Origin of the sequence: Mesorhizobium sp. M7A.F.Ca.US.006.01.1.1 (assembly GCF_003997935.1) — a bacterium.
In the GTDB taxonomy this organism is placed as follows: Bacteria; Pseudomonadota; Alphaproteobacteria; order Rhizobiales; family Rhizobiaceae; genus Mesorhizobium.
Genome location: NZ_RZQL01000124.1, coordinates 1 through 20,167, shown reverse-complemented (window position 1 = coordinate 20,167; position 20,167 = coordinate 1). Strand labels below are relative to the sequence as shown.

Below are 20,167 nucleotides of genomic sequence, written 5' to 3'. Positions count from 1 at the left end.
GGGGGGGGGGCGGCCCCGCCACAACAGCCGGGGCTTGCCGATACCGTCACGACACCAACGGCGCTGCACACGCCGGTCTCCGGCAGGACCAGCCGAACCTCGCGGGCCGCGGCATGGTCTCCAGCAATGTCTGCGACCACCGAGCGGACCTGCTCGTAGCCGGTCGCCATCAGGAAGGTCGGGGCACGGCCATAGGATTTCGAGCCGACGATGGTGAAGCCGGGTTCTGGATGCGTGAGCTCTGCAATGCCATGCGCGGGAACCGTGCCGCATGAGTGGAAGTTCGGATCGATCAGCGGCGCCAATGCTGGCGGCGCTTCGACGGCGGGATCGAGCGCGATGCGGATTTCGCTCAGGAACGACAGGTCTGGCCTGAAGCCGGTGGTGACGACGATGCGGTCGATGGCCAGGCTGAACGGCTTGCCACCCAGGCTGGCATCGACGACAAGCCCCTCGCCCTGTGTCTCGATGCCGTTGACGGCGAAAGACGTCAGCATGTTCAGCCTGCCATCCGCCATCGCCTGCCTGGCAGCCAGCCCAAGCGCGCCGCGTTCCGGCAACTGGTCGTTCAGCCCGCCGCCGAGCAATCTCTCGATGCTGGCGTGGCGCAGCGCCCAGAAGATCTCGGTGCCAGGCGCTGCATCCTGCAACTCCATCAGCGCCAGCGCGACGTTGATGGCCGAGTGCCCGCCGCCGATGACCAGGATGCACTTGCCTGCATAGTCTTCCCTCGCCTTGCCGACTACATCGGGAATGCCATAGGCGATGCGCGCCGACGCCTCGCCTTCGCCGGCAACCGGCAGCCCGTCGACGCCGATCGGATTTGGCCGCCGCCATGTTCCGGAGGCGTCGATGACGGTGCGCGCGAGAGCGCGGTGTTCACCGCCGGCATCGCGATAGCGGACGACGAAGGGCGCGTCCTTGCGGCCGTCATTGGCGACCTTGTCGTGTCCCTGGCGGGTGATCGCGGTGACCTCGGCGCCAAGCTTCAAATTGGCGGCGATAGCGGGAAGCCGGCCAAGCGGCGCCAGATAATCGCGCACGATCTCGCCGCCGGTCGGCAGGCCCTGGCCGTCCGGCGCCGTCCAGCCGGAGCGGTCGAGCAGCGCCCGCGCCGCTGCGTCGATGTTGTATTCCCACGGCGAAAACAGCCGCACATGGCCCCATTCGAGCAGCGCGGCGCCTACGCTTTCGCCGCGTTCCAAGACGAGCGGAGTGATGCCGCGCTCGACCAGATGCGCCGCGGCTGCAAGCCCGACCGGGCCGGCGCCGATCACCGCGACGGGAAGGTTTGCCATCATGTCCATAGGTTCGATCCTTCCGGTATGTTCGAATTACAAGCGCAAAAAAATCAGGCCAGTGCTTTGCCGACGGCAGGCGCGCAGATGGCGTCGGCGCAGCACTCGTCGGCGAGATAGCCGATCAGCGCATTCATGCCGGGATAGTTGGCGCGGCAGATCAGCGTCGTCGCTTGCCGCTCCTGCGTGACAAGCCCGGTGTCGACCAGTCGTTTAAGGTGATGCGACAGCGTCGAGGACGGAATGTCGAGCCTGCCCTGGACGCTGCCGACGGCAAGCCCGTCGTCACCGGCGCGCACCAGGATGCGATAGAGCTGAAGCCGCGTCGGGTTGCCGAGCGCTTCGAGCTGGGCGGCCGCTTTTTCGAGTTTCATGGAAATAAGCTACGCGACAATTTTCGCGCCGTCAACTTAATTTCGAAAATTATGGAAATAGCATCAGCCGGCGCGTTTGCCCGAGGCGCCTGTGACCACCTCGCCATCCTCCTTGGTGAACGCGCCAATCTCTGGGTTGGGCAGGATGTCCAGCACCTTTTCCGACGGCCGTGCAAGGACGACGCCGAGCGGGCTGACCACGATCGGCCGGTTGATCAGGATCGGATGTGCCAGCATGAAATCGAGGATCTGCTCGTCGGGCCATTTCGGATCGGCAAGGCTGAGTTCGGCATAGGGCGTGCCCTTCTCGCGCAGCAGGTCGCGCGGCGTCATGCCCATCGCCGCGATCAGTTCGACCAGCCTTTGCCGTGACGGCGGCGTCTTCAGATATTCGATCACCTCCGGCTCCTCGCCCGACTGCCGGATGATGGCCAGCGTGTTGCGCGACGTGCCGCAATCGGGATTGTGGTAGATGGTGATGGTCATTTCGAGGCCTTCTCGGTCGACATGGTATTCCGGACGGCGCCGCCCTTCTCGTACCAGCCCTTGCTGCGGTTCACGATCCACACCACCGACAGCATGACCGGAACCTCGATGAGCACCCCGACCACGGTGGCAAGGGCCGCGCCCGAATTCAGCCCGAACAGCGCGATCGCGGCGGCCACCGCCAACTCGAAGAAGTTTGACGCTCCGATCAGCGCCGATGGCCCAGCCACGCAGTGCCGCTCGCCGCTGAGACGGTTGAGCAGATAGGCAAGACCGGAGTTGAAATAGACCTGGATCAGGATCGGCACCGCCAGCAGCACGATCACCAGTGGCTGCGCGATGATCTGCTCGCCCTGGAAGCCGAACAGCAGCACCAGCGTCGCCAGCAAGGCAATCAGCGACAAGGGCTGCAGTGTGGCAAGCAGGGCATCGAGCCCGGCCTGTCCCCTCGCTGCCAGCAGCCGGCCACGAACCAGCTGCGCGATGATCACCGGCGCAACGATGTAGAGTGCGACCGACAGCATCAGCGTGCCCCATGGCACGGTGATCGCCGACAGGCCGAGCAGCAGGCCGACGATGGGCGCGAAAGCGACGATCATGATCGCATCGTTGAGCGCTACCTGCGAAAGCGTGAAATTCGGCTCGCCGCGCGTCAGGTTCGACCAGACGAAAACCATCGCCGTGCAGGGCGCCGCGGCAAGGATGATCAGGCCGGCAATGTAGGAATCGATCTGCGCGGCCGGCAGCCACGGCCGGAACAGCCAGCCGATGAAGAGCCAGCCCAGCAGCGCCATCGAGAACGGCTTCACCGCCCAGTTGATGAACAGCGTCACGCCGATGCCGCGCCAATAGGTGCCGACCCTGGCCAGCGAGGCGAAATCGACGCGCAAGAGCATCGGCACGATCATCAGCCAGATCAGCACGGCGACAGGAATGTTGACCCTGGCGATCTCGGCCGACGCGATGGCGCCGAACACACCCGGCAGCAGGTGGCCAAGCGCGATGCCCGCGACGATGCACAGTGCCACCCACACCGTCAGATATTTCTCGACGAAGCCGATGCCGGGCCGCGCCGCCTCGCCCGCGTTCAGAGCGTGATCGGTCATGATGGTTTTCCAGTCATCGCTGCCTCAACAGTCACAGGTCACGGCATTGATGACGGGACGGCAGAGCTCCGGCGCGCCATTGCAGCAATCTTCCATCAGATAGGCCAGCAGGTCGCGCAAGCCGGTCATGTCGGCGACATAGCGCACGGTCCTTCCGTCGCGTTCGGGACGGATCAGCCCGGCATGGGCAAGCACCTTCAGATGCGCCGACATGGTGTTCTGGACCGTGTCCAGCCTCGCTGCGATCTCGCCCGCCGGAATGCCTTCCGGGCCGGCACGCACGAGCAGCCGGAAGACATCCAGCCGCGTCTCCTGGCCAAGTGCGGCCAGCGCGTTCAAAGTGCCCTTCTTATCCATATATCCGAATCCTTGGATTTATGGATTCGTGAATATCGACTCCCTCACGATCTGTAAAGGGTGTCCGCCAACCATCACGTGACGGCCAGCACCTTTCCCGTATCGTGCTGGCGCACGAAGTCCACGCGGGCGCCGTCCCAGTGGTAGCTGTAGTGGCGGCCCTGCACTGGAATGGTAATGACATCGGGCCAGAAGATGCCGATGCAGCCGCCGCCCGGCATGCGCACGCTGTTCCACACCAGTCCATCGCTGCCGGCTGCCCGCAGCGCCCGCCCTTCCGCCTGCGAGGCGGTGTAGTCGTCCGGGTCGAGCACGCCGGGTACGGCGTTGACATCATCGAGGTCGCGGTCGACGCTGCCGATCAGCACGCGGAAATCCGCTGTCCAGCCCGGCCCCTCGTTGGTGGCGCGCATGAATTTCTGATGATGGTGGATGGTCTCGGCCAGCGCCACCTCCTCGCTGTCGCCGGCATAGTAGATCCCGTAGCTGCCATCCGAGAAGCGGCCTGGCCTCAGCGTCGAGCAATGCACGAAAGGCGCCATCACGAAGCTCGCGCCGGGTCCGAAAATCCGCCTTGCGGCGGCCACCTTGCCGAGGTCGCCGATCTCGAACCTTATGCGCGGGTTTGTCTTCGCCTCGACGGCGGCCAGCGCCTCCCAGTCGCGCGGGTCGGCAATGTCCTCGAACAGGTCGATCGGCGGGTGGATGGAGCGGATGATGCGGAAGGTCTGGTGCCAATGGACGCGGCGCCGGACCGCAAGCCCATTCACCATGCACCACGCTCCGCATCGAGCCATTCGCGCATCGCCGAGAGATCGGAAATTTCGCCGCGCAGCATCAGGTCAAGCGCCGATTGGCCGCCAAAAGTGGCATTGGGCTTGCGGATCCAGGCGTAGCCGCGCGCCGGGTCCGTGAACAGATAGCGCAGGCCCTTATGGATGCCCATCAGGTGCGCCATGCGGGTGCGCAGGTCGCGGTCGATCCTGCCGACGCCGCCTTCTTTCGCCCCAGTCTTCCAACGCGCCCAGGTCCGCGCCGACATGCCGCCGAGCAGGATGCAGGCCTCCAGGTCGGTGAGATTCCAGGCCTTGAACAGATTGACCGTGGTGCGCGCCAGAGCGCCCGCTTCTTCATCCGAGATAGCGGCTCCGACCGTGGCCGGCGTGGTGACTATGGACTGAAGCTGCATTTCGGTGCCTCGCTATTGGCAGATATATAGCACGCATCTGCCAGTTGGCAAGACAAGTCCAACCGCACCTTGATGGGAAGAGGATGGCGGGACGTGGCAAGGCTTGGGTTCCTCGCCCCCACGGAAGTGGGGGAGAGGTGGCTCGGCGAAGCCGAGACGGAGAGGGGGAATGGCGCGGCTTTGAAAGACATTCAGCGGAACCTCGCCAGCGCCGCAGGCCCCCTCTCCGACCGCTTCGCGGCCACCTCTCCCCCGCTTTGCGGCCACCTCTCCCCCGCTTTGCGGGGGCGAGGAACCCAAGCCTTGGAAGGTCGCCGCCATTACCGCCTATTCGGCCGCCTCATAACCCGCGATGCCCTTGATCTCGAGGAAATCCTCGAGCCCGTATTCGGCATATTCGCGGCCATTGCCCGACTGCTTGTAGCCGCCGAACGGCAGGCCGGCGTCCCACTGGGGATAGTTGATGTAGACATTGCCGGTGCGCATGCGCGCCGCCACTTCGCGCGCCTTCTTCATGTCCTTGGCCTGGATATAGGAGGCGAGGCCATAGGCCGCCACTTCGCGCGCCTTCTTCATGTCCTTGGCCTGGATATAGGAGGCGAGGCCATAGACGGTGTCGTTGGCGGTCTCGACCACCTCATCGACGCTGTCGTAGGGCATGATCGCCAGCACCGGCCCAAAGATCTCCTCACGCGCGATGCGCATGTCGTGGGTGACGTCGGCGAACACCGTCGGCCTGACATAATAGCCGCGGTTGAGTTCGGCGGGACGGCCGGGGCCGCCGGCGACCAGCGTCGCACCCTCGTCGATGCCGGCCTGGATCAGATCCTGGATCTTGTCGAACTGGACCTGGCTGACGACCGGGCCGAGCTTGGTGCCGGCAGCGTCGGCGGGGCCGACGGTGAACTTTTCCGCAGCGGCCTTGGCATAGCCGGCCGCCTCGTCATGGCGGTCGCGCGGCACGAACATGCGCGTCGGCGCGTTGCAGGACTGGCCGCTGTTGCTGAAGCAGCCGGCGACGCCCTTGCTGACGGCGCTCGCGAGGTCGACATCCCCGAACAGGATGTTGGCAGACTTGCCGCCAAGCTCCTGATGCACGCGCTTGACCGTATCGGCGGCGGCCTTGGCCACCAGGATGCCGGCGCGGGTCGAACCGGTGAACGACATCATGTCGATGTCGGGATGGCTGGACAGCGCCTGGCCGACGCCCGGTCCGTCGCCATTGACAAGGTTGAAGACGCCCTTCGGCACGCCGGCCTCGTCCAGGATTTCGGCGAAGATGATGGCGTCGAGCGGCGCGATCTCGGAGGGCTTGAGCACCATCGTGCAGCCGGCGGCAAGTGCGGGACCGACCTTGCAGGTGATCTGGTTGAGCGGCCAGTTCCACGGCGTGATCAGGCCGACGACGCCGATCGGCTCCTTGACCACGAGATGGTTGCCCTTGACATGGCGGAATTCGAAAATCTTCAGCGTCTCGGCCATTTTGGCCAGATGCGCCAGCCCAATGCCGACCTGGCTGTCCAACGCCATCTGGCGCGGCGCGCCCATCTCGCGTGACACAGCGATGGCAAGATCGCCACTGCGCTTCTTGTAGACCGCGATGATGCGGTTCAACAGGTCGAGCCGCTCACCAACCTCGGAAACCAAAACTGGCGAAGGCGCGCTTGGCGGCAGCCACCGCCTTGTCGACATCGGCCTTGGAGCCGAGCGAAATCTGCGCGAAGGCGTCCTCATTCGAGGGATCGATGACGTCCAATGTGTTGGGCACAACAGGATCGACCCACGCGCCATCGATATAGAACTGCAGATTGTGTGACATGGTTTTCTCCTTGGCCGCATGGCCGCGCCGCGCCGTCATATCCGGCTGGAGATAACGATGCACAAACGCCGCTGTCAAACGCAACCCCGGAAGTGGTTGAACCAGTGCGGCAGTGATTGAGCCAGAGCGGTTGCGCCAGCAACCGGCTTGGTGAGGATGGACTACAGCAAGGTATGCCCGGCCTCGACCAGAAACCGCCTCGCGGCGGCCTGATCCGTCGCTTTCACCAACAGATGGTCGCCATCGAAAGTGGACACCACGAAGATACCCAATGCGTTTTCCGACAACGGCCTGATGACCGACAGCACGATACCGGTTTCGTCGAAGGCAAACGGCCCCTGGAGCTTGAGGGCGACCCAGTCACCGTCGTGCCTGACACTATCCGGCACACGATCCTGCAGGCAAACGATCGAAAGCTCGTCGTCGGTCCTTGTGATGCTGACGAAGCCTGGCCCGTCCGCCCAACCGGGAATGGTCTCGCCCGCCGCCAGCCGGGAAACCGCGTAAAACCCTGAGAGTTGCTTAAGCCTGACCCTGGCAGCCATTATCGAACTCCTTCCTCAGATCGCCGGTGATCCCGCGAGCTTCTTGCTCATGTAGACCGTCATGCCGCCCATGAACGGCTCTTCCCGGTCCACGATATAGCCCTGCCTCTTGTAGAGCGACACATTTGCCTCGAAGGCGCCATTGGTCAGCAGGCGAAGCTCGGCACGCCCCGCTTCGATCGCCTTGCGCTCGGCCAGTTCCAGCAACAGCCGGCCGATCCCCCTTCCCTGCGCATCCGGTGCCACGCAGACATTCTCGATCCACAGGTGATCCTCGGCCAGGATGGTTTCGATCATTCCCACGATCCAATCATCCTCGACGGCGAGATCGAACGGATGCTCGGCAACGGCCTTGTCATAGTCGGCGCGCATCGGCAGCGGTTCGCGGCCGATCACCGGCACCCATTTTGCATAGGCGGCGCGAACGATATCCCGGATCGCGGCGGCGTCAGCGGGCTCGGCCGGCCGAAGCCGGATGGAAGAATTGTTGGTCATCAAAGTGCTCCAGACATGAAAAACCCCGCCGGCGAATGTCGCGGGCGGGGCTGGAAACGAACGAACCGGGTCTATTCTGCCGGCCTTTGTCGTCGCGCAATCAGCTTGCCGCTCCGCACTGTGCAGAAGCGGCGTCGCTTGGCGGTGGCGGGCGCGAGAAAGAACATGGCGTCAAGCTGGAGCAGGAAGCGCGGCGCGTCAAGACACCTACAACGGCTTCTAGTATTCCTGCGCCATCGGCCTGAACAGGATCTCGTTGATGTCGACCTCGTCGGGCTGGCTCATGGCGAACACCACCGTCCTGGCAAAGGCATCGGCCGGAATGGCCACCCGGTCGTAGAGTGCCCGCTCTCCTGCGCCTGGCTCTAGCGATCGATCCTTGCTTCCTGTTGCGGAGAATAGCGCGCTCCCTGTACGGCAATCGCCGAGACCGCGTTCTCGATGTCGGCAAGATCGCTCGCCGTCAGCGCGACAGTGGCCGATGCGATGTTCTCTTCGAGGCGATTGAGCTTGGTGGTGCCGGGGATCGGAACGATCCAGGGCTTCCGCGCCAGCAACCAGGCGAGCGCGACCTGTGCTGATGTCGCCTTCTTCTCGGCCGCGATCACGCCGATCGCTTCGACCAGCGCCTGGTTCGCCTTGCGGGCGTCTTCCGCAAAACGCGGCACGGTGTTGCGGAAGTCGCTGCTGTCGAATGTCGTGCTGGCATCGATGGCGCCGGTGAGGAACCCCTTGCCCAGCGGGCTGAAGGGCACGAAGCCGATCCCCAGGTCTTCAAGCACCGGCAGGATCGCCTCTTCCGGTTCACGCCACCAGAGCGAATATTCGCTCTGGACCGCGGCCACCGGCTGTACCGCATGCGCGCGCCGGATCGTGCGCACGCCCGCCTCGGAGAGACCGAAATGCTTCACCTTGCCTTGGCTGATCAAGTCCTTCACAGCGCCCGCCACCTCTTCGATCGGCACGACCGGATCGACGCGGTGCTGGTAGAGGAGGTCTATGTGGTCGGTTCTCAGCCGCCTGAGCGAGGCCTCGACGACGTCACGAATATGCTGCGGCCGGCTGTCCATGCCATCGTGTCCGGCTGTCCCGGCGATGTCGATGCCGAATTTGGTGGCGATCACCACCTGGTCGCGAATCGGCTGCAGCGCCTCGCCGACGACCTCCTCGTTCGTGAACGGTCCATAGACCTCCGCGGTGTCGAAGAAGGTGATGCCACGGTCGAACGCCGCCCTGATCAGGTGGACTGCATCCGCCGTCTCCATCGGCTGCCCGTATGACTGGCTCATCCCCATGCAGCCAAGCCCGATGGCCGAAACCTCGAGACCGCTGTTTCCAAGTGTGCGCTTCTGCATTGTCGTTATCCCTTCTTCTCGGCGTCAACTTGTTCGAAGACCTTGCGGGCAATGCCGATCGCAGTGCTTGCAACGGGCCATCCGGCGTAGAAGGCGAGATGCGTAATGGTTTCAATGAGTTCGTCGCGGGTGACCCCATTGTCGAGCGCGCGCTTCATGTGGAAAGGCATTTCATTGATCCGGTAGCCCGAAATCAGGCTGGTGACGGTGACGAGGCTGCGGTCCCGCGGCGACAAGCCGGGGCGCTCCCAAACGTCGCCGAACAACACCTCGTCGGTGTATCTGCCAAGCGCGGGAGCGATATCGGAGAATGGGCTTTTCAGCCTTGGAACATCGGTCATGGTGGTCTCCTTCGTAGAGTTCGGGCGTTGAACTCGGCGCCACGCGCCGATACCTGTCAAATCCCGTATTGTTCGTCGCTGACATGCTCCAACCAGTCGACGACTTTGCCATCGAGCGCTTCGGCGATGGCGATGTGGCTCATCGCGGTCGTCGGCGCGGCGCCATGCCAATGCTTCTCTCCGGGCGCGAACCAGACGATGTCGCCGGGCAGGATCGGTTCGATCGGGCCGCCCTCGCGCTGCACCAGGCCTGCGCCCGAGAGGACGATCAGCGTCTGGCCAAGCGGATGCGTGTGCCAAGCGGTGCGCGCGCCGGGCTCGAAAGTCACGGTGGCGCCGCCGACCCGGGCGGGCTCGCCGCCCTTGAAGGGCGCGTCGATGCGCACCGCGCCGGTGAAATAGTCGGCCGATCCCCTGGCCGAGGCTTGAGAGCCGTTTCGCGTGATGTCCATGGTTTTGTCCCTTCCTGGCAACAGGCATGACACGACCGCCGGTCTCCAGAGGCGGCGGTAGAGGCGCCCAATTGTGTTGATGCCTATCTAGGGTCTGCGATTGGTGCCGATTAGGTGCTATATCCAGCATGATCTTATGAAAGGGGCTCATGAATGCCGCGTGACAATCTGAATGAGCTGACCGCCTTCCTCGCTGTCGCGCGCGAGCAAAGCTTCACCAGGGCGGCGGCCAAGCTCGGGGTTTCCCAATCGGCGCTCAGCCACACGGTACGGGCGCTGGAGGAGCGGCTGGGCGTGCGGCTTCTGACCCGCACCACGCGCAGTGTTTCGCCCACCGAAGCCGGCGAGCGGCTGGCTCGCACTGTGGGGCCGCGGCTCGATGAGATCGAGACCGAGATCGCCGCACTCAGCGCCTTGCGCGAAAAACCCGCCGGCACCATCCGCATCACCGCCGGCGAGCATGCCGCCGATGCGGTCCTGTGGCCGGCGATCGCCCCGCTGCTGCCCGACTATCCCGACATCAGGGTCGAGATCATTGTCGACTATGGGCTGACCGACATCGTTGCCGAGCGCTACGACGCCGGCGTGCGGCTAGGCGAACAGGTGGCGCGCGACATGATCGCGGTGCGCATCGGCCCCGACATGCGCATGGCGGTTGTCGGCTCGCCAGCCTATTTCGCCACCCGGCCAAAGCCGCGCACGCCGCAGGACCTGACCACCCACAATTGCATCAATCTGCGGCTGCCCACCTATGGCGGGCTCTACGCCTGGGAGTTCGAGAAGGCGGGGCGCGAGCTGAAGGTGCGGGTCGAAGGCCAGCTGGTGTTCAACACGTCCGCGCTGCGCATGAACGCGGTGCTCGCCGGCCTCGGCCTTGCCTATCTGCCGGAGGAGCAGGTGACGGCTCATCTGGCCAGTGGCCGGCTGGTGCGTGTGCTCTCCGACTGGTGCGCGCCCTTCCCCGGCTACCACCTCTATTACCCCAGCCGCCGGCAAGCGACGCCGGCCTTCTCGCTGCTGGTCGACGCGCTGCGCTACCGCGGCTAGAACTGAACTTTCAACGTGCGAGGATCTGTTACCTGCCTGGTTGACGAAGCAGGACCGCGTTGGCATCATTCTGCATGGCGTGGCCTGCGCCGAACCTCCAGGGACCGTCCCCAGCACGGTCTTTCAACGGAGGCAAAGGGGCTTTCCAGTCTCAGGCCGCTGTCTTGGTCCGACCGTTTCGGATGTGGTTGCTGGGGAACGCCATCCGGGACGTGAAAGGCCATGACAATGACCCAGAACGCAAATTTCAAACGTCGTGTGCGGGCTCGCGCTGCCAGGACAGGCGAGTCCTACACGGCTGCTCTCAGGCATTTTCACCGCGGCGCGCCGGACGATCCGGCGCCCGAAGTGAGATCGGTGCGATTGGCCGTGGCGCAAAGCACCGTCCATGACGACCCGCGCGACATCGGTAAGCTGCGCGAAAGCGGGCTGGAGATGCGGCGCCTGATGCGGGAGGCCCGGCAGGCGGGCGCGAGACTGCTGCACTTTCCCGAAGGCGCGACTTGCTCTCCCAACAAGCGCATCATGTCGGCCAGCGTTCGCGAACATATCGGGCCGGCCGATTGGAGCCGCTTCGAATGGACGGTCCTGCGCGAGGAACTGGAGGCGACGACAGCACTTGCGCGCGAGCTTGGACTGTGGACGGTCTTCGGTTCGGTGCATCGGCTCAGCGGGCCGCGCCGGCCGCACAACAGCCTCTATGTCGTCTCCGATCGCGGCGAGCTGGTGACGCGCTATGACGAGCGCATGCTGTCGAACACCAAGATTTCCTTCATGTACACGCCGGGTTCGATCCCCATGACGTTCGAGGTCGACGGGCTCCGCTTCGGCTGCACGCTCGGCATGGAGGCGCATTTCCCCGAGATTTTCATCGACTATGAGAAGCTCGATGTCGACTGCGTCCTGTTCTCGACAGTCACTCCAACCGGTGGCCCGGCTTTCGCCGTCGAGATGCAGGGACACGCGGCAAGCAACCACTACTGGGCGAGTTTCTCCCTCCCCGCCCAACACAGCCTGGCCGCGCCTTCGGGGATCGTTGCCCCCGGTGGCCGCTGGGCGGCGCAATGTCCAGCCGATGGAACCCCCGCGATTGCCGTCGCCGATATCGACAATAACCCGGCTGACCCGGCCCGGCCATGGCGGCGAACGGCGCGGGCGGGACTCTATCAGCCGCATCAGGTGCAAGACGACCAGCGCAGCAACGATCGCGGCATGTTCTAGGCAGGCACGACCCTGGGCGGCTTGGCGGCTGCCGGCCGCCCTCTGCGTTGCTGCCGATAGAGCGCAATCCACCTGGATTGAATCTTCGGTCGTTCTATCTTCCTGTAAGCGTGAACCGCGGATTTCGAGACCAGGTATCAGCACCGGAGCAATCGCCGTGACCGACACCGATCTTACCGACCTCTATCTCGGCTACATCGCTTGCCTCAACAGTCAGGACTGGCGCAACCTGCACCGGTTCGTTCACGATGAGGTGCACTACAATGGCGACCGGATCGGGCTGGCCGGGTATCGCAAGATGCTGGAGCGGGATTTTTCCGAGATACCGGACCTCTATTTCGACATCCAGCTGCTGATCTCGGACACGCCCTTCATAGCCAGCCGGCTCCAGTTCAACTGCACGCCGATCGGAACCTTCTTCGGCTTGCCCATCAACGGCCGGAAAGTCTCCTTCAGCGAGAACGTCTTTTATGAATTTCTCGACGGCCGGATCAGGCATGTCTGGTCGGTGATCGACAAGGCAGCCATCGAAGCGCAGCTTTGATCAAGTCGGCCAGAAGGCGACATCTGCGCAGCCAGCGTCCGACCAATCGTTCGTAAAAATCGATCATTCTAACGAGAATAATTCGTTGGAAAGATCGGTATAGGAATGACATTCTCCCAGCGTACCCGCCTGGAGCATTGCATTGTCTTCCGTTTCCCACTTCGCGAACGATATTCCGAAAAGCGCGTTTTCTGCCGATCTGACACAAGGGCGAAAATCCCTCAATTGGAATGGCATCGTACCCGGCATCGTCCTTGTCGCGATGATCACCGCCGTCGCCTTCTCGGCCCGCAATGTTTCCGGCTTCGCTTTGTTCAGCCCGATGATCCTCGCGGTGGTCGCCGGCATGATCTACTCCAACGTGCTCGGCACGCCGGTGCACGCCAAGACCGGCATCGCATTCTCGCAAAAGCGCCTGCTGCGCTTCGCCATCGTGCTGCTCGGCTTCCAGCTGACGCTCGGCCAGGTCGTCTCGATAGGCGCTGGCGGCGTCGGCATTGTCGCGGCGACGCTTGGCGCCACCTTCGTCTTCACCATCACGCTCGGCCGGCTGATCGGCGTCGACGCCAAGCTGGCGCAGTTGATCGCCGCCGGCACCTCGATCTGCGGCGCCTCGGCCATCGTCGCCACCAACATCGTCACCGATGCGCGCGACGAGGACGTCACCTACGCCGTTGCCTCGATCACCTTGTTTGGCACCGTCGCCATGCTCGGCTTTCCGCTGCTCGCACCCGTGCTCGGCCTCGACCAGCACGCCTTCGGCCTGTGGGCCGGCGCTTCGATCCATGAGGTGGCGCAAGTCATCGGCGCCGGTTTCCAGAACGGCTCCCAGTCCGGCGAGATCGCCACCGTCGCCAAGCTGACCCGCGTCGCCATGCTGGCGCCGATGGTCGTCGCGCTCGGCCTGATGGCGCGCCGCAAGAGCGATCGGTCGGCGGCAAGGCCGCCCATGCCGTGGTTCGTTGCCGCCTTCGTCGCAGTCGTGGCGCTGAACAGCCTGGTCACGGTGCCGGCCGAGGTGAAATCGGCAATGGCGCTCGCCACCACCATCATGCTGACCATGGGGCTGGCCGCCATGGGCCTGCAAGCCGACATTTCGCAGCTGCGCTCACGCGGCCTGCGCCCGCTGGCGCTCGCCTTCTCGGCGTCCCTGTTCATCGGCTGCTTCAGCCTGATGCTGGTGAAGTTCGTAGGCTGATTAGTCCTCGAACGAACTCGCCGCTGCATAGATCGCCGCCAGCGTCTCGATGCCAGCCTGGTCGGCCTTGTCGAAGCGGGCAGGCAACGGGCTGTCGAGATCGAGCACGCCGAACACGCCTTCATCGTCCTCGAGCAGCACCACCAGTTCCGAACGCGAGTCGGCGTCGCAGGCGATGTGGCCGGGAAAATCATGCACGTCCTTGATCAGCATCGAGGTGCCGAGTTCGACCGCTGTTCCGCACACGCCCTTGCCGACGGCGATGCGCACACAGGCCGGCTTGCCCTGGAACGGCCCGAGCACCATTTCCTCATCCGACTGCAGGAAATAGAAACCGGCCCAGTTGAGGTCCGGCACCATCTGGAAGATGAGTGCTGCGGTGTTGGCCGCATTGGCGATCGAATCGCGCTCACCCTCGAGCAGCGCCTTCAATTGGGTGGCGAGGTCGCGGTAGAACGCGGCCTTGTCCGAGGTGTCGATGGCCTTGGCCGCAAACATGAACGTGTCTCCGTATCGAGGATAGCTGTTCGTCCGATCGCTTGCCAAAGTCCGGCGAGTTTCGCAACCAGACGGCCGCCTGGACAGTCTAGCGTGGATTGCGTCCCCTCCGAAAGCCGCAAGATCAGGATCGCCTCCCGGTGCTGAGCCGGGCGGCAAGGCAGCTATGCGTAAACTTTGCGATGGATCATCTTGAGAATCATGACGGCCCCGATCGGGGGCCGCCATTCACATCTCAAACAGATCGGGCAAGTGCCAGGTTTTAGTAGCCGCCCATGCCGCCACCGCCGCCACCCGCGGGCGCGGCATCCTTGGGCGGGATGTCAGTGATCATCGCTTCGGCGGTGATCAAAAGGGCCGCGATCGAGCCGGCATCTTGCAGTGCGGTGCGCACCACTTTCGCCGGATCAACGATGCCCGCCTTGATCATGTCGACATAGACCTCGTTCTGGGCGTCAAAACCCTGATTGTGGTCCTTGCTGTCGGTGAGCTTGCCGACGACGATCGAGCCTTCGACGCCGGAATTCTCGGCGATCTGGCGGATCGGCGCTTCGAGCGCCCGCAGCACGATCGTGATGCCGGCCGTGACATCGGCATTGGCGCCGGTCAGGCCGCCAAGCACCGAGCGGGCACGCAGCAGAGCCACGCCACCGCCGGGCACGATGCCTTCTTCAACCGCGGCGCGCGTTGCGTTCAGCGCGTCGTCGATGCGGTCCTTCTTTTCCTTGACTTCCGACTCGGTGACGCCGCCGACGCGGATGACGGCTACGCCGCCGGAGAGCTTCGCCAGACGTTCCTGCAGCTTTTCCTTGTCGTAGTCGGAGGTCGTCTCCTCGATCTGGCCCTTGATCTGGGCGACGCGCGCCTGGATCGTCGCCTTGGTGCCGGCGCCGTCGATGATGGTGGTGGTGTCCTTCTCGATCAGCACGCGCTTGGCGCGGCCGAGCATCTCGATGGTGACGTTTTCGAGCTTGATGCCGAGGTCCTCGGAGATCATCTGTCCTGATGTCAGCACGGCGATGTCTTCCAGCATCGCCTTGCGGCGATCGCCGAAGCCCGGCGCCTTGACGGCCGCGACCTTGAGGCCGCCGCGCAGCTTGTTGACGACCAGCGTCGCCAGAGCCTCGCCCTCGACGTCCTCGGAGATGATCAGCAGCGGCCTGCCGCTCTGCACCACCGCCTCGAGGATCGGCAGCATCGCCTGCAGATTGCCGAGCTTCTTTTCGTGGATGAGGATGTAGGGTTCTTCCAGCTCGACGCGCATCTTGTCGGCATTGGTGACGAAATAAGGCGAGAGATAGCCGCGGTCGAACTGCATGCCTTCGACGACGTCGAGTTCGGTTTCTGCCGTCTTGGCTTCCTCGACGGTGATGACGCCGTCATTGCCGACCTTGTCCATCGCCTTGGCGATCATCTCGCCAACGCTGGCATCGCCATTGGCGGCGATGGTGCCGACCTGTGCGATCTCGGCCGACGACTTGACCTTCTTGGCGCGCGCCTGGATTTCCTTGACCACGGCGGAAACCGCCTGGTCGATGCCGCGCTTCAAATCCATGGGATTCATGCCGGCGGCGACCAGCTTGGCGCCTTCGCGCAGGATCGAGGCGGCCAGCACCGTGGCGGTGGTGGTGCCGTCACCGGCGAGGTCGTTGGTCTTCGAGGCCACTTCGCGCACCATCTGGGCGCCCATGTTCTCGAACTTGTCGGCAAGCTCGATTTCCTTGGCGACGGTGACGCCGTCCTTGGTGATGCGCGGCGCGCCATAGGCCTTGTCGATGATGACGTTGCGGCCCTTGGGGCCGAGCGTGACCTTCACCGCATTGGTGAGGATCTCGACGCCGCGCAGCATGCGGTCGCGCGCGTCGGTGGAGAATTTGATTTCCTTGGCAGACATGATTTTTTATCCAGTTCGTTCGGAGAAAATGAGGTCAGGCAGCTTTCTTGGCGGCCACGGTCTTGTCGGTTGCAGCCGTCTCGCGCTTGTCGATAATGCCCATGATGTCGGCTTCCTTCATGATCAGAAGGTCCTCGCCGTCGATCTTGACCTCGGTGCCCGACCATTTGCCGAACAGGATGAAGTCGCCGGCCTTGACGTCGAGCGGAACAAGCGCGCCGTTTTCGTCGCGTGCGCCAGGGCCGACGGCGATGACTTCGCCCTCCTGCGGCTTTTCCTTGGCAGTGTCGGGGATGATGATCCCGCCCTTGGATTTGATATCGCCTTCGGCGCGACGAATGACGACGCGGTCGTGGAGTGGCCGAAATTTCATGGGAACTTTCTTTCTGGGGCCGGCACAGGCGGCCACGCCCCTCCTCTATAGACGCGTTGGCACTCGATAGATAGGAGTGCCAAAAATTATTCGCGGCCCACATTAAATATTCAAAAGTATTATTTCGGCTGGCCGTTTCGTGATATCCGCAGAATGTCAAATAATTCAAAAGATTGAATTTTGCCGATCGAGTGCCTATTTATCGGACAAGTTCACTTTCACGGTTTCAGGCACAAGGGAGATTTCTTCGATGGCCGAAGGCAATCAGACGATCATGGAAAAAGCTGAAGCCCGCTTTGTCGACAAGCAGAAGAAGACAGCGGAGAAAAATAAGGCGACCGCCGAATATATGTCCGAGGCAAGAGCCAGGGAGATCAAGACGGCAAGGCTGAGGGAGCTTCGGCTGGCCAAGGAAGAGGCCGATCGTGTCGCCGAGGCCCTCAATCCGACGCCGAAGAAGAAGCGGGTGACCAAGAAAGTCGCGGAGGCCAAGACATGAGCCTCACCTTCCCCAACCGCAGCCGCAGCTATGACGAAGCGGGGCAGCGCATTCGTTTCGTCGGCCATGACGGCATGTTCCAGATCTCGTTTTCCGTCGCTGCCGACGCCATGGCCAAGATGCGGCCGGGCACTGCTGCCGATGAAGCCGGTTATCTTCAGACATTCGACACCGAGAGCAGCGCGATCCGCGAGGTGGCGTCGAAGGCGTACGACCGCACCCACAAGAGCATGTATGTGCTGACGGCGGCCGATTTCGGCTGATCAGCCCAAAGCATGTCGCTCAAAATGAAGATTAAAGATCCATCTCCTCGACCATTGCGCGTATCTTCGCAGCCTTTTCGAAATGGTCGAGGCGGTGGGTTCTGATCCACCATTCGGCGGCTTCCATCAGGAGTTCGGGGTCGTCGTTTCTGTTGGCGAAAAACGCATAGAACGACACGCCGACGCCGGCCCCCTTCTCGGAGATCTTGCGGTCGCAGACCTCCAGTATCTTCTGCTTCAGGCTGGCTCTCACGGGAATCCCTTGATTTGCGGTGCGGCAGGCTTCCGCCGGCGGGCCGCTACGGATCAGGCCTTGCGCTCGGCCCGTTCGCGGCGTTTGACATCGCGGACATTCATCTGCACGACCATGTCCTCGGCCTCGCGCGGCCCCATCCCGACCATCACCTTTTGCCGGACCACCGCCGGTTGGCCAGTGAAGACATCGATGATGCTCCAGCTCTGGGGAAGCTCCATGCGCAGCGTGTAGCGGTTGGCCATGCCGGTCAGCCTTGCATCGTGAAAAACACGGCGCCCAGGATCAGCACCGTCCAGGCAATGACCGACAGTTTCAGCACCATGCCGCCATGCACGGCCAGAAGCTTCCGCAGGTGCGACACACCTGCCGACGAGACCGGTGCCGCCGCCAAGGCGACAGGGGCCTTGAGGCCAAGTTTTCCAAAGACGGGCAGCAGCGACGGTTCACGCACGAAAGGCCTCGAATGTCAGGAAAAGCGAAGCAAGAACGCTCGGCTCCCTTCCATAGCACTCTTTTGGCGGGTGCGGGCATGCCAAATGCAAGACGGGACTGCTTTAACGGCCGGTCCGCACCGCCTTCGCAACGCACAAATCTATTCGTGCGGACCGCCTGCCCTGGGGGCAGATTGGGACTGTTGTTCGACGCGAAATTTTGGAGGCCTCGCCTCGGGATCGAACCGAGGCTTCAGAGATTTGCCGTCTCCAGCGTAGCCGCTCCGCCACGAGGCCATGGCTGTTGAAGTAGCGGCCAAATATTTACGGAAAGGTTAATCCCGAGGGATTGTTCAGAATTTTCGGCACGATCTTCACAGTGTCCGCCAGCACATATGCGGCCAGGCTTGCTGCCCGGCCGCGCCAACCCTTTGCCGGACCTGGTTTCCCGCGCACGCTGCGATCTTTCACGCCTCAAGCGGCAGCCCGCCCCGTCTCGACCGAGGGCCTCCAGCACTGCGACTGGCGCTCTTCCCCTGAGCTACGTGCTGCCGGCGCTGCTTTACCCCCGGATTGCATCCGGAGGAAGAGAGCCGAAGGCCCAAGCAGCTTTTTCCCTTGAACGGCGATCCGATCTGGCCTAGCTTCAGCTGAGAAAAGGTTTTCTCAAACAATTTCGATCGGGCTCGGCTACCTGCCGGGCCTCATTCGGGTCGGTAAGAGAAAACCTTTTCCCAACCAAGGACTCTCGGCGCGATGCCATCGGACGATCTGCCTGTTCCGGTCTTTTCCAAGCCAGTCACCTTGCGTGACGTGGCGGCGCAGGCCGGCGTCAGCGTCGCCACCGCATCCAAGGCGCTCAACGGCCAGGGCCGGATGACAGCCGAGACGCGCGAACGCATTCGCGAGACCGCCCGGCGGCTTGGCTTCCGGCCCAACAGCCTGGCGCAGAGCCTGCTCAGGAGGCGCAGCTTCACCGTCGGCCTGCTCACCAACGATACCTATGGCCGCTTCTCGCTGCCGCTGATGTCGGGCATTTCGGACGCGCTGGTCGACAATGGCGTCTCGGTGTTCCTGTGCAATGTCGAGGAGGATCCGCGGCTGGGCCAGATGCATGTCGACGCCATGCTCGACAAACGCGTTGACGGCATCATCGCCACCGGCAAGCGCATCGATCGCCATCTGCCCGTCGACCTCTCCAATCTGCGCGTCCCGGTGATCTATGCCTTCACGCAGCCCGACCCCGACGCCGTCGCCTTCGTCTCGGACGATGTTGGCGGCGCCCGGCTGGCCGTCGAGCATTTCTGCCGGCTTGGCCGCAAGCGCATCGCCCACGTCACCGGGCCGGCGAGCTTTGCCGTGGTGCACGCGCGCGTCCAGGCTTACCGCGACGTGCTCGTCGAAAACGGCCTCCCGGTCAGCGAGCCGTTGCTCGGCTCCTGGTCGGAAGCCTGGGGTCACCAGGCGGTTGCGCAACTGTTCGACGGCAAAAGCGAAAGGCCGGACGCGGTCTTCTGCGGCAACGACCAGATCGCGCGCGGCGTCATCGATGCTCTGCGCGAACGCGGCCTCGACGTACCCAGTGATGTCGGCGTCATCGGTTTCGACAATTGGGAGATCGTGGCCGAGGCGACGCGCCCGCCGCTGACCTCTGTCGACATGAACCTGGTCGCGCTCGGGCGCGAGGCCGGGTTGACCCTGCTTTCGCTGGTCGGCGGCAAGCCCGCCGCGCCGGGCATTCGAAAACTGCCGTGCCGGCTGGTGGTGCGGCAGTCATGCGGCCATCCGCCGGGTGGCTGAAAACGAAGCGCCGCGCAATCGGCGCCAAGCCGCGGATCGCGGCCAACCTTGGAGGAGGAGAACATGAGGAACCTGATTGCCAAACTGGCCCTGGCCGCTGCCGTTCTGGGCGGCGGTCTCGGCACTGCCGCCGCCGAGACGGCCAACATCTGGGTGCGCGCCGACGGCTCGAATTTCATGCCGAGGATCGTCGATGCCTACAACAAGGCGCACACCAACCAGGTCAAGCTCGACATCATCCCCAATGCCGAGATCATCCCGAAATACGGTGCCGCGGCCGCCGGCGGCACAGCGCCCGACGCGCTGTCGCTCGACCTGATCTACAC

At 63.6% G+C, this 20,167-nt stretch carries 25 protein-coding genes, 1 tRNA gene and 3 pseudogenes; 8 read left to right on the top strand and 21 right to left on the bottom strand.

Features of this window, described 5'->3' with window-relative positions:
• The 14 genes and pseudogenes from EN943_RS21275 to EN943_RS21210 all read right to left on the bottom strand — a co-directional run.
• On the bottom strand, window positions 1-1,307 hold a 1,307-nt coding region (locus tag EN943_RS21275), incomplete at its 3' end, for an NAD(P)-binding domain-containing protein (RefSeq protein ID WP_127414505.1).
• A 44-nt stretch (window positions 1,308-1,351) separates the two neighbouring features.
• Window positions 1,352-1,672, bottom strand: coding sequence for a metalloregulator ArsR/SmtB family transcription factor (locus EN943_RS21270; RefSeq protein ID WP_127414504.1), 321 nt, complete (start codon window positions 1,670-1,672; stop codon window positions 1,352-1,354).
• A 63-nt stretch (window positions 1,673-1,735) separates the two neighbouring features.
• Window positions 1,736-2,158, bottom strand: a complete 423-nt coding sequence (gene arsC, locus EN943_RS21265) for an arsenate reductase (glutaredoxin) (protein WP_127414503.1) — start codon at window positions 2,156-2,158, stop codon at window positions 1,736-1,738.
• Window positions 2,155-3,219: an ACR3 family arsenite efflux transporter gene (arsB, locus tag EN943_RS21260; protein WP_164778302.1), complete on the bottom strand. Its 1,065-nt coding sequence runs from the start codon at window positions 3,217-3,219 to the stop codon at window positions 2,155-2,157. The genes arsC and arsB overlap by 4 nt, the downstream gene beginning before the upstream one ends.
• 69 nt (window positions 3,220-3,288) lie before the next feature.
• Window positions 3,289-3,621 carry a metalloregulator ArsR/SmtB family transcription factor gene (locus EN943_RS21255; RefSeq protein ID WP_127414501.1) on the bottom strand — a complete coding sequence of 111 codons (333 nt, stop codon included), beginning with the start codon at window positions 3,619-3,621 and terminating at the stop codon, window positions 3,289-3,291.
• A 74-nt stretch (window positions 3,622-3,695) separates the two neighbouring features.
• Window positions 3,696-4,394 (bottom strand): RES family NAD+ phosphorylase, encoded by a 699-nt coding sequence (locus EN943_RS21250; RefSeq protein WP_127414500.1) that lies wholly within the window; start codon window positions 4,392-4,394, stop codon window positions 3,696-3,698.
• Window positions 4,388-4,810, bottom strand: coding sequence for an MbcA/ParS/Xre antitoxin family protein (locus EN943_RS21245; protein WP_127414499.1), 423 nt, complete (start codon window positions 4,808-4,810; stop codon window positions 4,388-4,390). Before EN943_RS21245 ends, EN943_RS21250 begins: the two co-directional genes overlap by 7 nt.
• Before the next feature lie 327 nt (window positions 4,811-5,137).
• Window positions 5,138-6,629 (bottom strand): annotated as a pseudogene (locus EN943_RS21240) (aldehyde dehydrogenase family protein).
• Between the two features lie 161 nt (window positions 6,630-6,790).
• Complete coding sequence (locus tag EN943_RS21235) at window positions 6,791-7,174, bottom strand: ACT domain-containing protein (protein WP_127414498.1); 384 nt, start codon at window positions 7,172-7,174, stop codon at window positions 6,791-6,793.
• Between the two features lie 15 nt (window positions 7,175-7,189).
• A complete protein-coding gene (locus EN943_RS21230) occupies window positions 7,190-7,669 on the bottom strand; it encodes a GNAT family N-acetyltransferase (protein WP_127414497.1) in 480 nt (159 codons plus the stop codon).
• Window positions 7,670-7,888: 219 nt separating this feature from the next.
• A pseudogene (locus EN943_RS21225) lies at window positions 7,889-8,002 on the bottom strand (oxidoreductase); the annotation flags it as partial.
• Between the two features lie 32 nt (window positions 8,003-8,034).
• Window positions 8,035-9,024: an aldo/keto reductase gene (locus EN943_RS21220; RefSeq protein ID WP_127414496.1), complete on the bottom strand. Its 990-nt coding sequence runs from the start codon at window positions 9,022-9,024 to the stop codon at window positions 8,035-8,037.
• A gap of 5 nt (window positions 9,025-9,029) precedes the next feature.
• Window positions 9,030-9,365, bottom strand: a complete 336-nt coding sequence (locus tag EN943_RS21215) for a carboxymuconolactone decarboxylase family protein (protein ID WP_127414495.1) — start codon at window positions 9,363-9,365, stop codon at window positions 9,030-9,032.
• A gap of 56 nt (window positions 9,366-9,421) precedes the next feature.
• Entirely contained in the window at window positions 9,422-9,817 is a 396-nt protein-coding gene (locus tag EN943_RS21210; protein WP_127414494.1) for a cupin domain-containing protein, read from the bottom strand.
• A 153-nt stretch (window positions 9,818-9,970) separates the two neighbouring features.
• On the opposite strand from EN943_RS21210, the gene EN943_RS21205 reads away from it, so the two are divergent.
• From EN943_RS21205 to EN943_RS21190, 4 genes are all read left to right on the top strand, one after another.
• Window positions 9,971-10,864, top strand: coding sequence for a LysR family transcriptional regulator (locus EN943_RS21205; protein ID WP_127414493.1), 894 nt, complete (start codon window positions 9,971-9,973; stop codon window positions 10,862-10,864).
• 228 nt (window positions 10,865-11,092) lie between these two features.
• On the top strand, window positions 11,093-12,085 hold the full coding sequence (locus EN943_RS21200) for a carbon-nitrogen hydrolase family protein (protein WP_127414492.1): 993 nt from the start codon (window positions 11,093-11,095) through the stop codon (window positions 12,083-12,085).
• 157 nt (window positions 12,086-12,242) lie between these two features.
• Window positions 12,243-12,629, top strand: a complete 387-nt coding sequence (locus tag EN943_RS21195; RefSeq protein WP_164778301.1) for an ester cyclase — start codon at window positions 12,243-12,245, stop codon at window positions 12,627-12,629.
• A gap of 142 nt (window positions 12,630-12,771) precedes the next feature.
• Window positions 12,772-13,827, top strand: a complete 1,056-nt coding sequence (locus EN943_RS21190; RefSeq protein ID WP_127414491.1) for a YeiH family protein — start codon at window positions 12,772-12,774, stop codon at window positions 13,825-13,827.
• Here EN943_RS21190 and EN943_RS21185 read toward each other — a convergent pair whose 3' ends face one another.
• From EN943_RS21185 to EN943_RS21175, 3 genes are all read right to left on the bottom strand, one after another.
• Window positions 13,828-14,325, bottom strand: coding sequence for a GAF domain-containing protein (locus EN943_RS21185; RefSeq protein ID WP_127414490.1), 498 nt, complete (start codon window positions 14,323-14,325; stop codon window positions 13,828-13,830).
• Window positions 14,326-14,587: 262 nt separating this feature from the next.
• Window positions 14,588-16,219: a chaperonin GroEL gene (gene groL, locus EN943_RS21180; protein WP_127414489.1), complete on the bottom strand. Its 1,632-nt coding sequence runs from the start codon at window positions 16,217-16,219 to the stop codon at window positions 14,588-14,590.
• 34 nt (window positions 16,220-16,253) lie between these two features.
• Entirely contained in the window at window positions 16,254-16,592 is a 339-nt protein-coding gene (locus EN943_RS21175) for a co-chaperone GroES (protein ID WP_127414488.1), read from the bottom strand.
• 250 nt (window positions 16,593-16,842) lie between these two features.
• Between EN943_RS21175 and EN943_RS21170 the strand changes: the two genes are divergently transcribed.
• Both EN943_RS21170 and EN943_RS21165 read left to right on the top strand, forming a co-directional pair.
• A complete protein-coding gene (locus tag EN943_RS21170; RefSeq protein WP_027035326.1) occupies window positions 16,843-17,091 on the top strand; it encodes a hypothetical protein in 249 nt (82 codons plus the stop codon).
• Window positions 17,088-17,354, top strand: a complete 267-nt coding sequence (locus EN943_RS21165) for a DUF1488 domain-containing protein (RefSeq protein WP_024503907.1) — start codon at window positions 17,088-17,090, stop codon at window positions 17,352-17,354. Before EN943_RS21170 ends, EN943_RS21165 begins: the two co-directional genes overlap by 4 nt.
• Before the next feature lie 31 nt (window positions 17,355-17,385).
• Here EN943_RS21165 and EN943_RS21160 read toward each other — a convergent pair whose 3' ends face one another.
• The 4 genes from EN943_RS21160 to EN943_RS37685 all read right to left on the bottom strand — a co-directional run bounded on the left by EN943_RS21160 (window position 17,386) and on the right by EN943_RS37685 (window position 18,338).
• Window positions 17,386-17,607: a DUF6500 family protein gene (locus EN943_RS21160; protein ID WP_109660331.1), complete on the bottom strand. Its 222-nt coding sequence runs from the start codon at window positions 17,605-17,607 to the stop codon at window positions 17,386-17,388.
• Window positions 17,608-17,660: 53 nt separating this feature from the next.
• Entirely contained in the window at window positions 17,661-17,852 is a 192-nt protein-coding gene (locus tag EN943_RS21155; protein ID WP_027160878.1) for a hypothetical protein, read from the bottom strand.
• 5 nt (window positions 17,853-17,857) lie between these two features.
• Entirely contained in the window at window positions 17,858-18,061 is a 204-nt protein-coding gene (locus EN943_RS21150; RefSeq protein WP_127414487.1) for a hypothetical protein, read from the bottom strand.
• A gap of 201 nt (window positions 18,062-18,262) precedes the next feature.
• Window positions 18,263-18,338 (bottom strand) — tRNA-Cys (locus EN943_RS37685).
• A gap of 459 nt (window positions 18,339-18,797) precedes the next feature.
• Between EN943_RS37685 and EN943_RS21145 the strand changes: the two genes are divergently transcribed.
• Window positions 18,798-19,841, top strand: coding sequence for a LacI family DNA-binding transcriptional regulator (locus EN943_RS21145; protein ID WP_127414486.1), 1,044 nt, complete (start codon window positions 18,798-18,800; stop codon window positions 19,839-19,841).
• 63 nt (window positions 19,842-19,904) lie between these two features.
• Window positions 19,905-20,167, top strand: a pseudogene (locus tag EN943_RS21140) (sugar ABC transporter substrate-binding protein); the annotation flags it as partial.

Excerpts from the sequence above, each read along its gene's own strand:
- EN943_RS21200 (WP_127414492.1), top strand. The coding sequence starts at position 11,093 with ATGACCCAGAACGCAAATTTCAAACGTCGTGTGCGGGCTCGCGCTGCC.
- EN943_RS21170 (WP_027035326.1), top strand. The coding sequence starts at position 16,843 with ATGGCCGAAGGCAATCAGACGATCATGGAAAAAGCTGAAGCCCGCTTT.
- arsC (WP_127414503.1), bottom strand. The coding sequence starts at position 2,158 with ATGACCATCACCATCTACCACAATCCCGATTGCGGCACGTCGCGCAAC.
- EN943_RS21175 (WP_127414488.1), bottom strand. The coding sequence starts at position 16,592 with ATGAAATTTCGGCCACTCCACGACCGCGTCGTCATTCGTCGCGCCGAA.
- EN943_RS21230 (WP_127414497.1), bottom strand. The coding sequence starts at position 7,669 with ATGACCAACAATTCTTCCATCCGGCTTCGGCCGGCCGAGCCCGCTGAC.
- EN943_RS21185 (WP_127414490.1), bottom strand. The coding sequence starts at position 14,325 with ATGTTTGCGGCCAAGGCCATCGACACCTCGGACAAGGCCGCGTTCTAC.
- EN943_RS21245 (WP_127414499.1), bottom strand. The coding sequence starts at position 4,810 with ATGCAGCTTCAGTCCATAGTCACCACGCCGGCCACGGTCGGAGCCGCT.
- EN943_RS21270 (WP_127414504.1), bottom strand. The coding sequence starts at position 1,672 with ATGAAACTCGAAAAAGCGGCCGCCCAGCTCGAAGCGCTCGGCAACCCG.
- groL (WP_127414489.1), bottom strand. The coding sequence starts at position 16,219 with ATGTCTGCCAAGGAAATCAAATTCTCCACCGACGCGCGCGACCGCATG.
- EN943_RS21235 (WP_127414498.1), bottom strand. The coding sequence starts at position 7,174 with ATGGCTGCCAGGGTCAGGCTTAAGCAACTCTCAGGGTTTTACGCGGTT.
- EN943_RS21255 (WP_127414501.1), bottom strand. The coding sequence starts at position 3,621 with ATGGATAAGAAGGGCACTTTGAACGCGCTGGCCGCACTTGGCCAGGAG.
- EN943_RS21145 (WP_127414486.1), top strand. The coding sequence starts at position 18,798 with ATGCCATCGGACGATCTGCCTGTTCCGGTCTTTTCCAAGCCAGTCACC.
- EN943_RS21210 (WP_127414494.1), bottom strand. The coding sequence starts at position 9,817 with ATGGACATCACGCGAAACGGCTCTCAAGCCTCGGCCAGGGGATCGGCC.
- EN943_RS21215 (WP_127414495.1), bottom strand. The coding sequence starts at position 9,365 with ATGACCGATGTTCCAAGGCTGAAAAGCCCATTCTCCGATATCGCTCCC.
- EN943_RS21250 (WP_127414500.1), bottom strand. The coding sequence starts at position 4,394 with ATGGTGAATGGGCTTGCGGTCCGGCGCCGCGTCCATTGGCACCAGACC.
- EN943_RS21220 (WP_127414496.1), bottom strand. The coding sequence starts at position 9,024 with ATGCAGAAGCGCACACTTGGAAACAGCGGTCTCGAGGTTTCGGCCATC.
- EN943_RS21205 (WP_127414493.1), top strand. The coding sequence starts at position 9,971 with ATGCCGCGTGACAATCTGAATGAGCTGACCGCCTTCCTCGCTGTCGCG.
- EN943_RS21165 (WP_024503907.1), top strand. The coding sequence starts at position 17,088 with ATGAGCCTCACCTTCCCCAACCGCAGCCGCAGCTATGACGAAGCGGGG.
- EN943_RS21155 (WP_027160878.1), bottom strand. The coding sequence starts at position 17,852 with ATGGCCAACCGCTACACGCTGCGCATGGAGCTTCCCCAGAGCTGGAGC.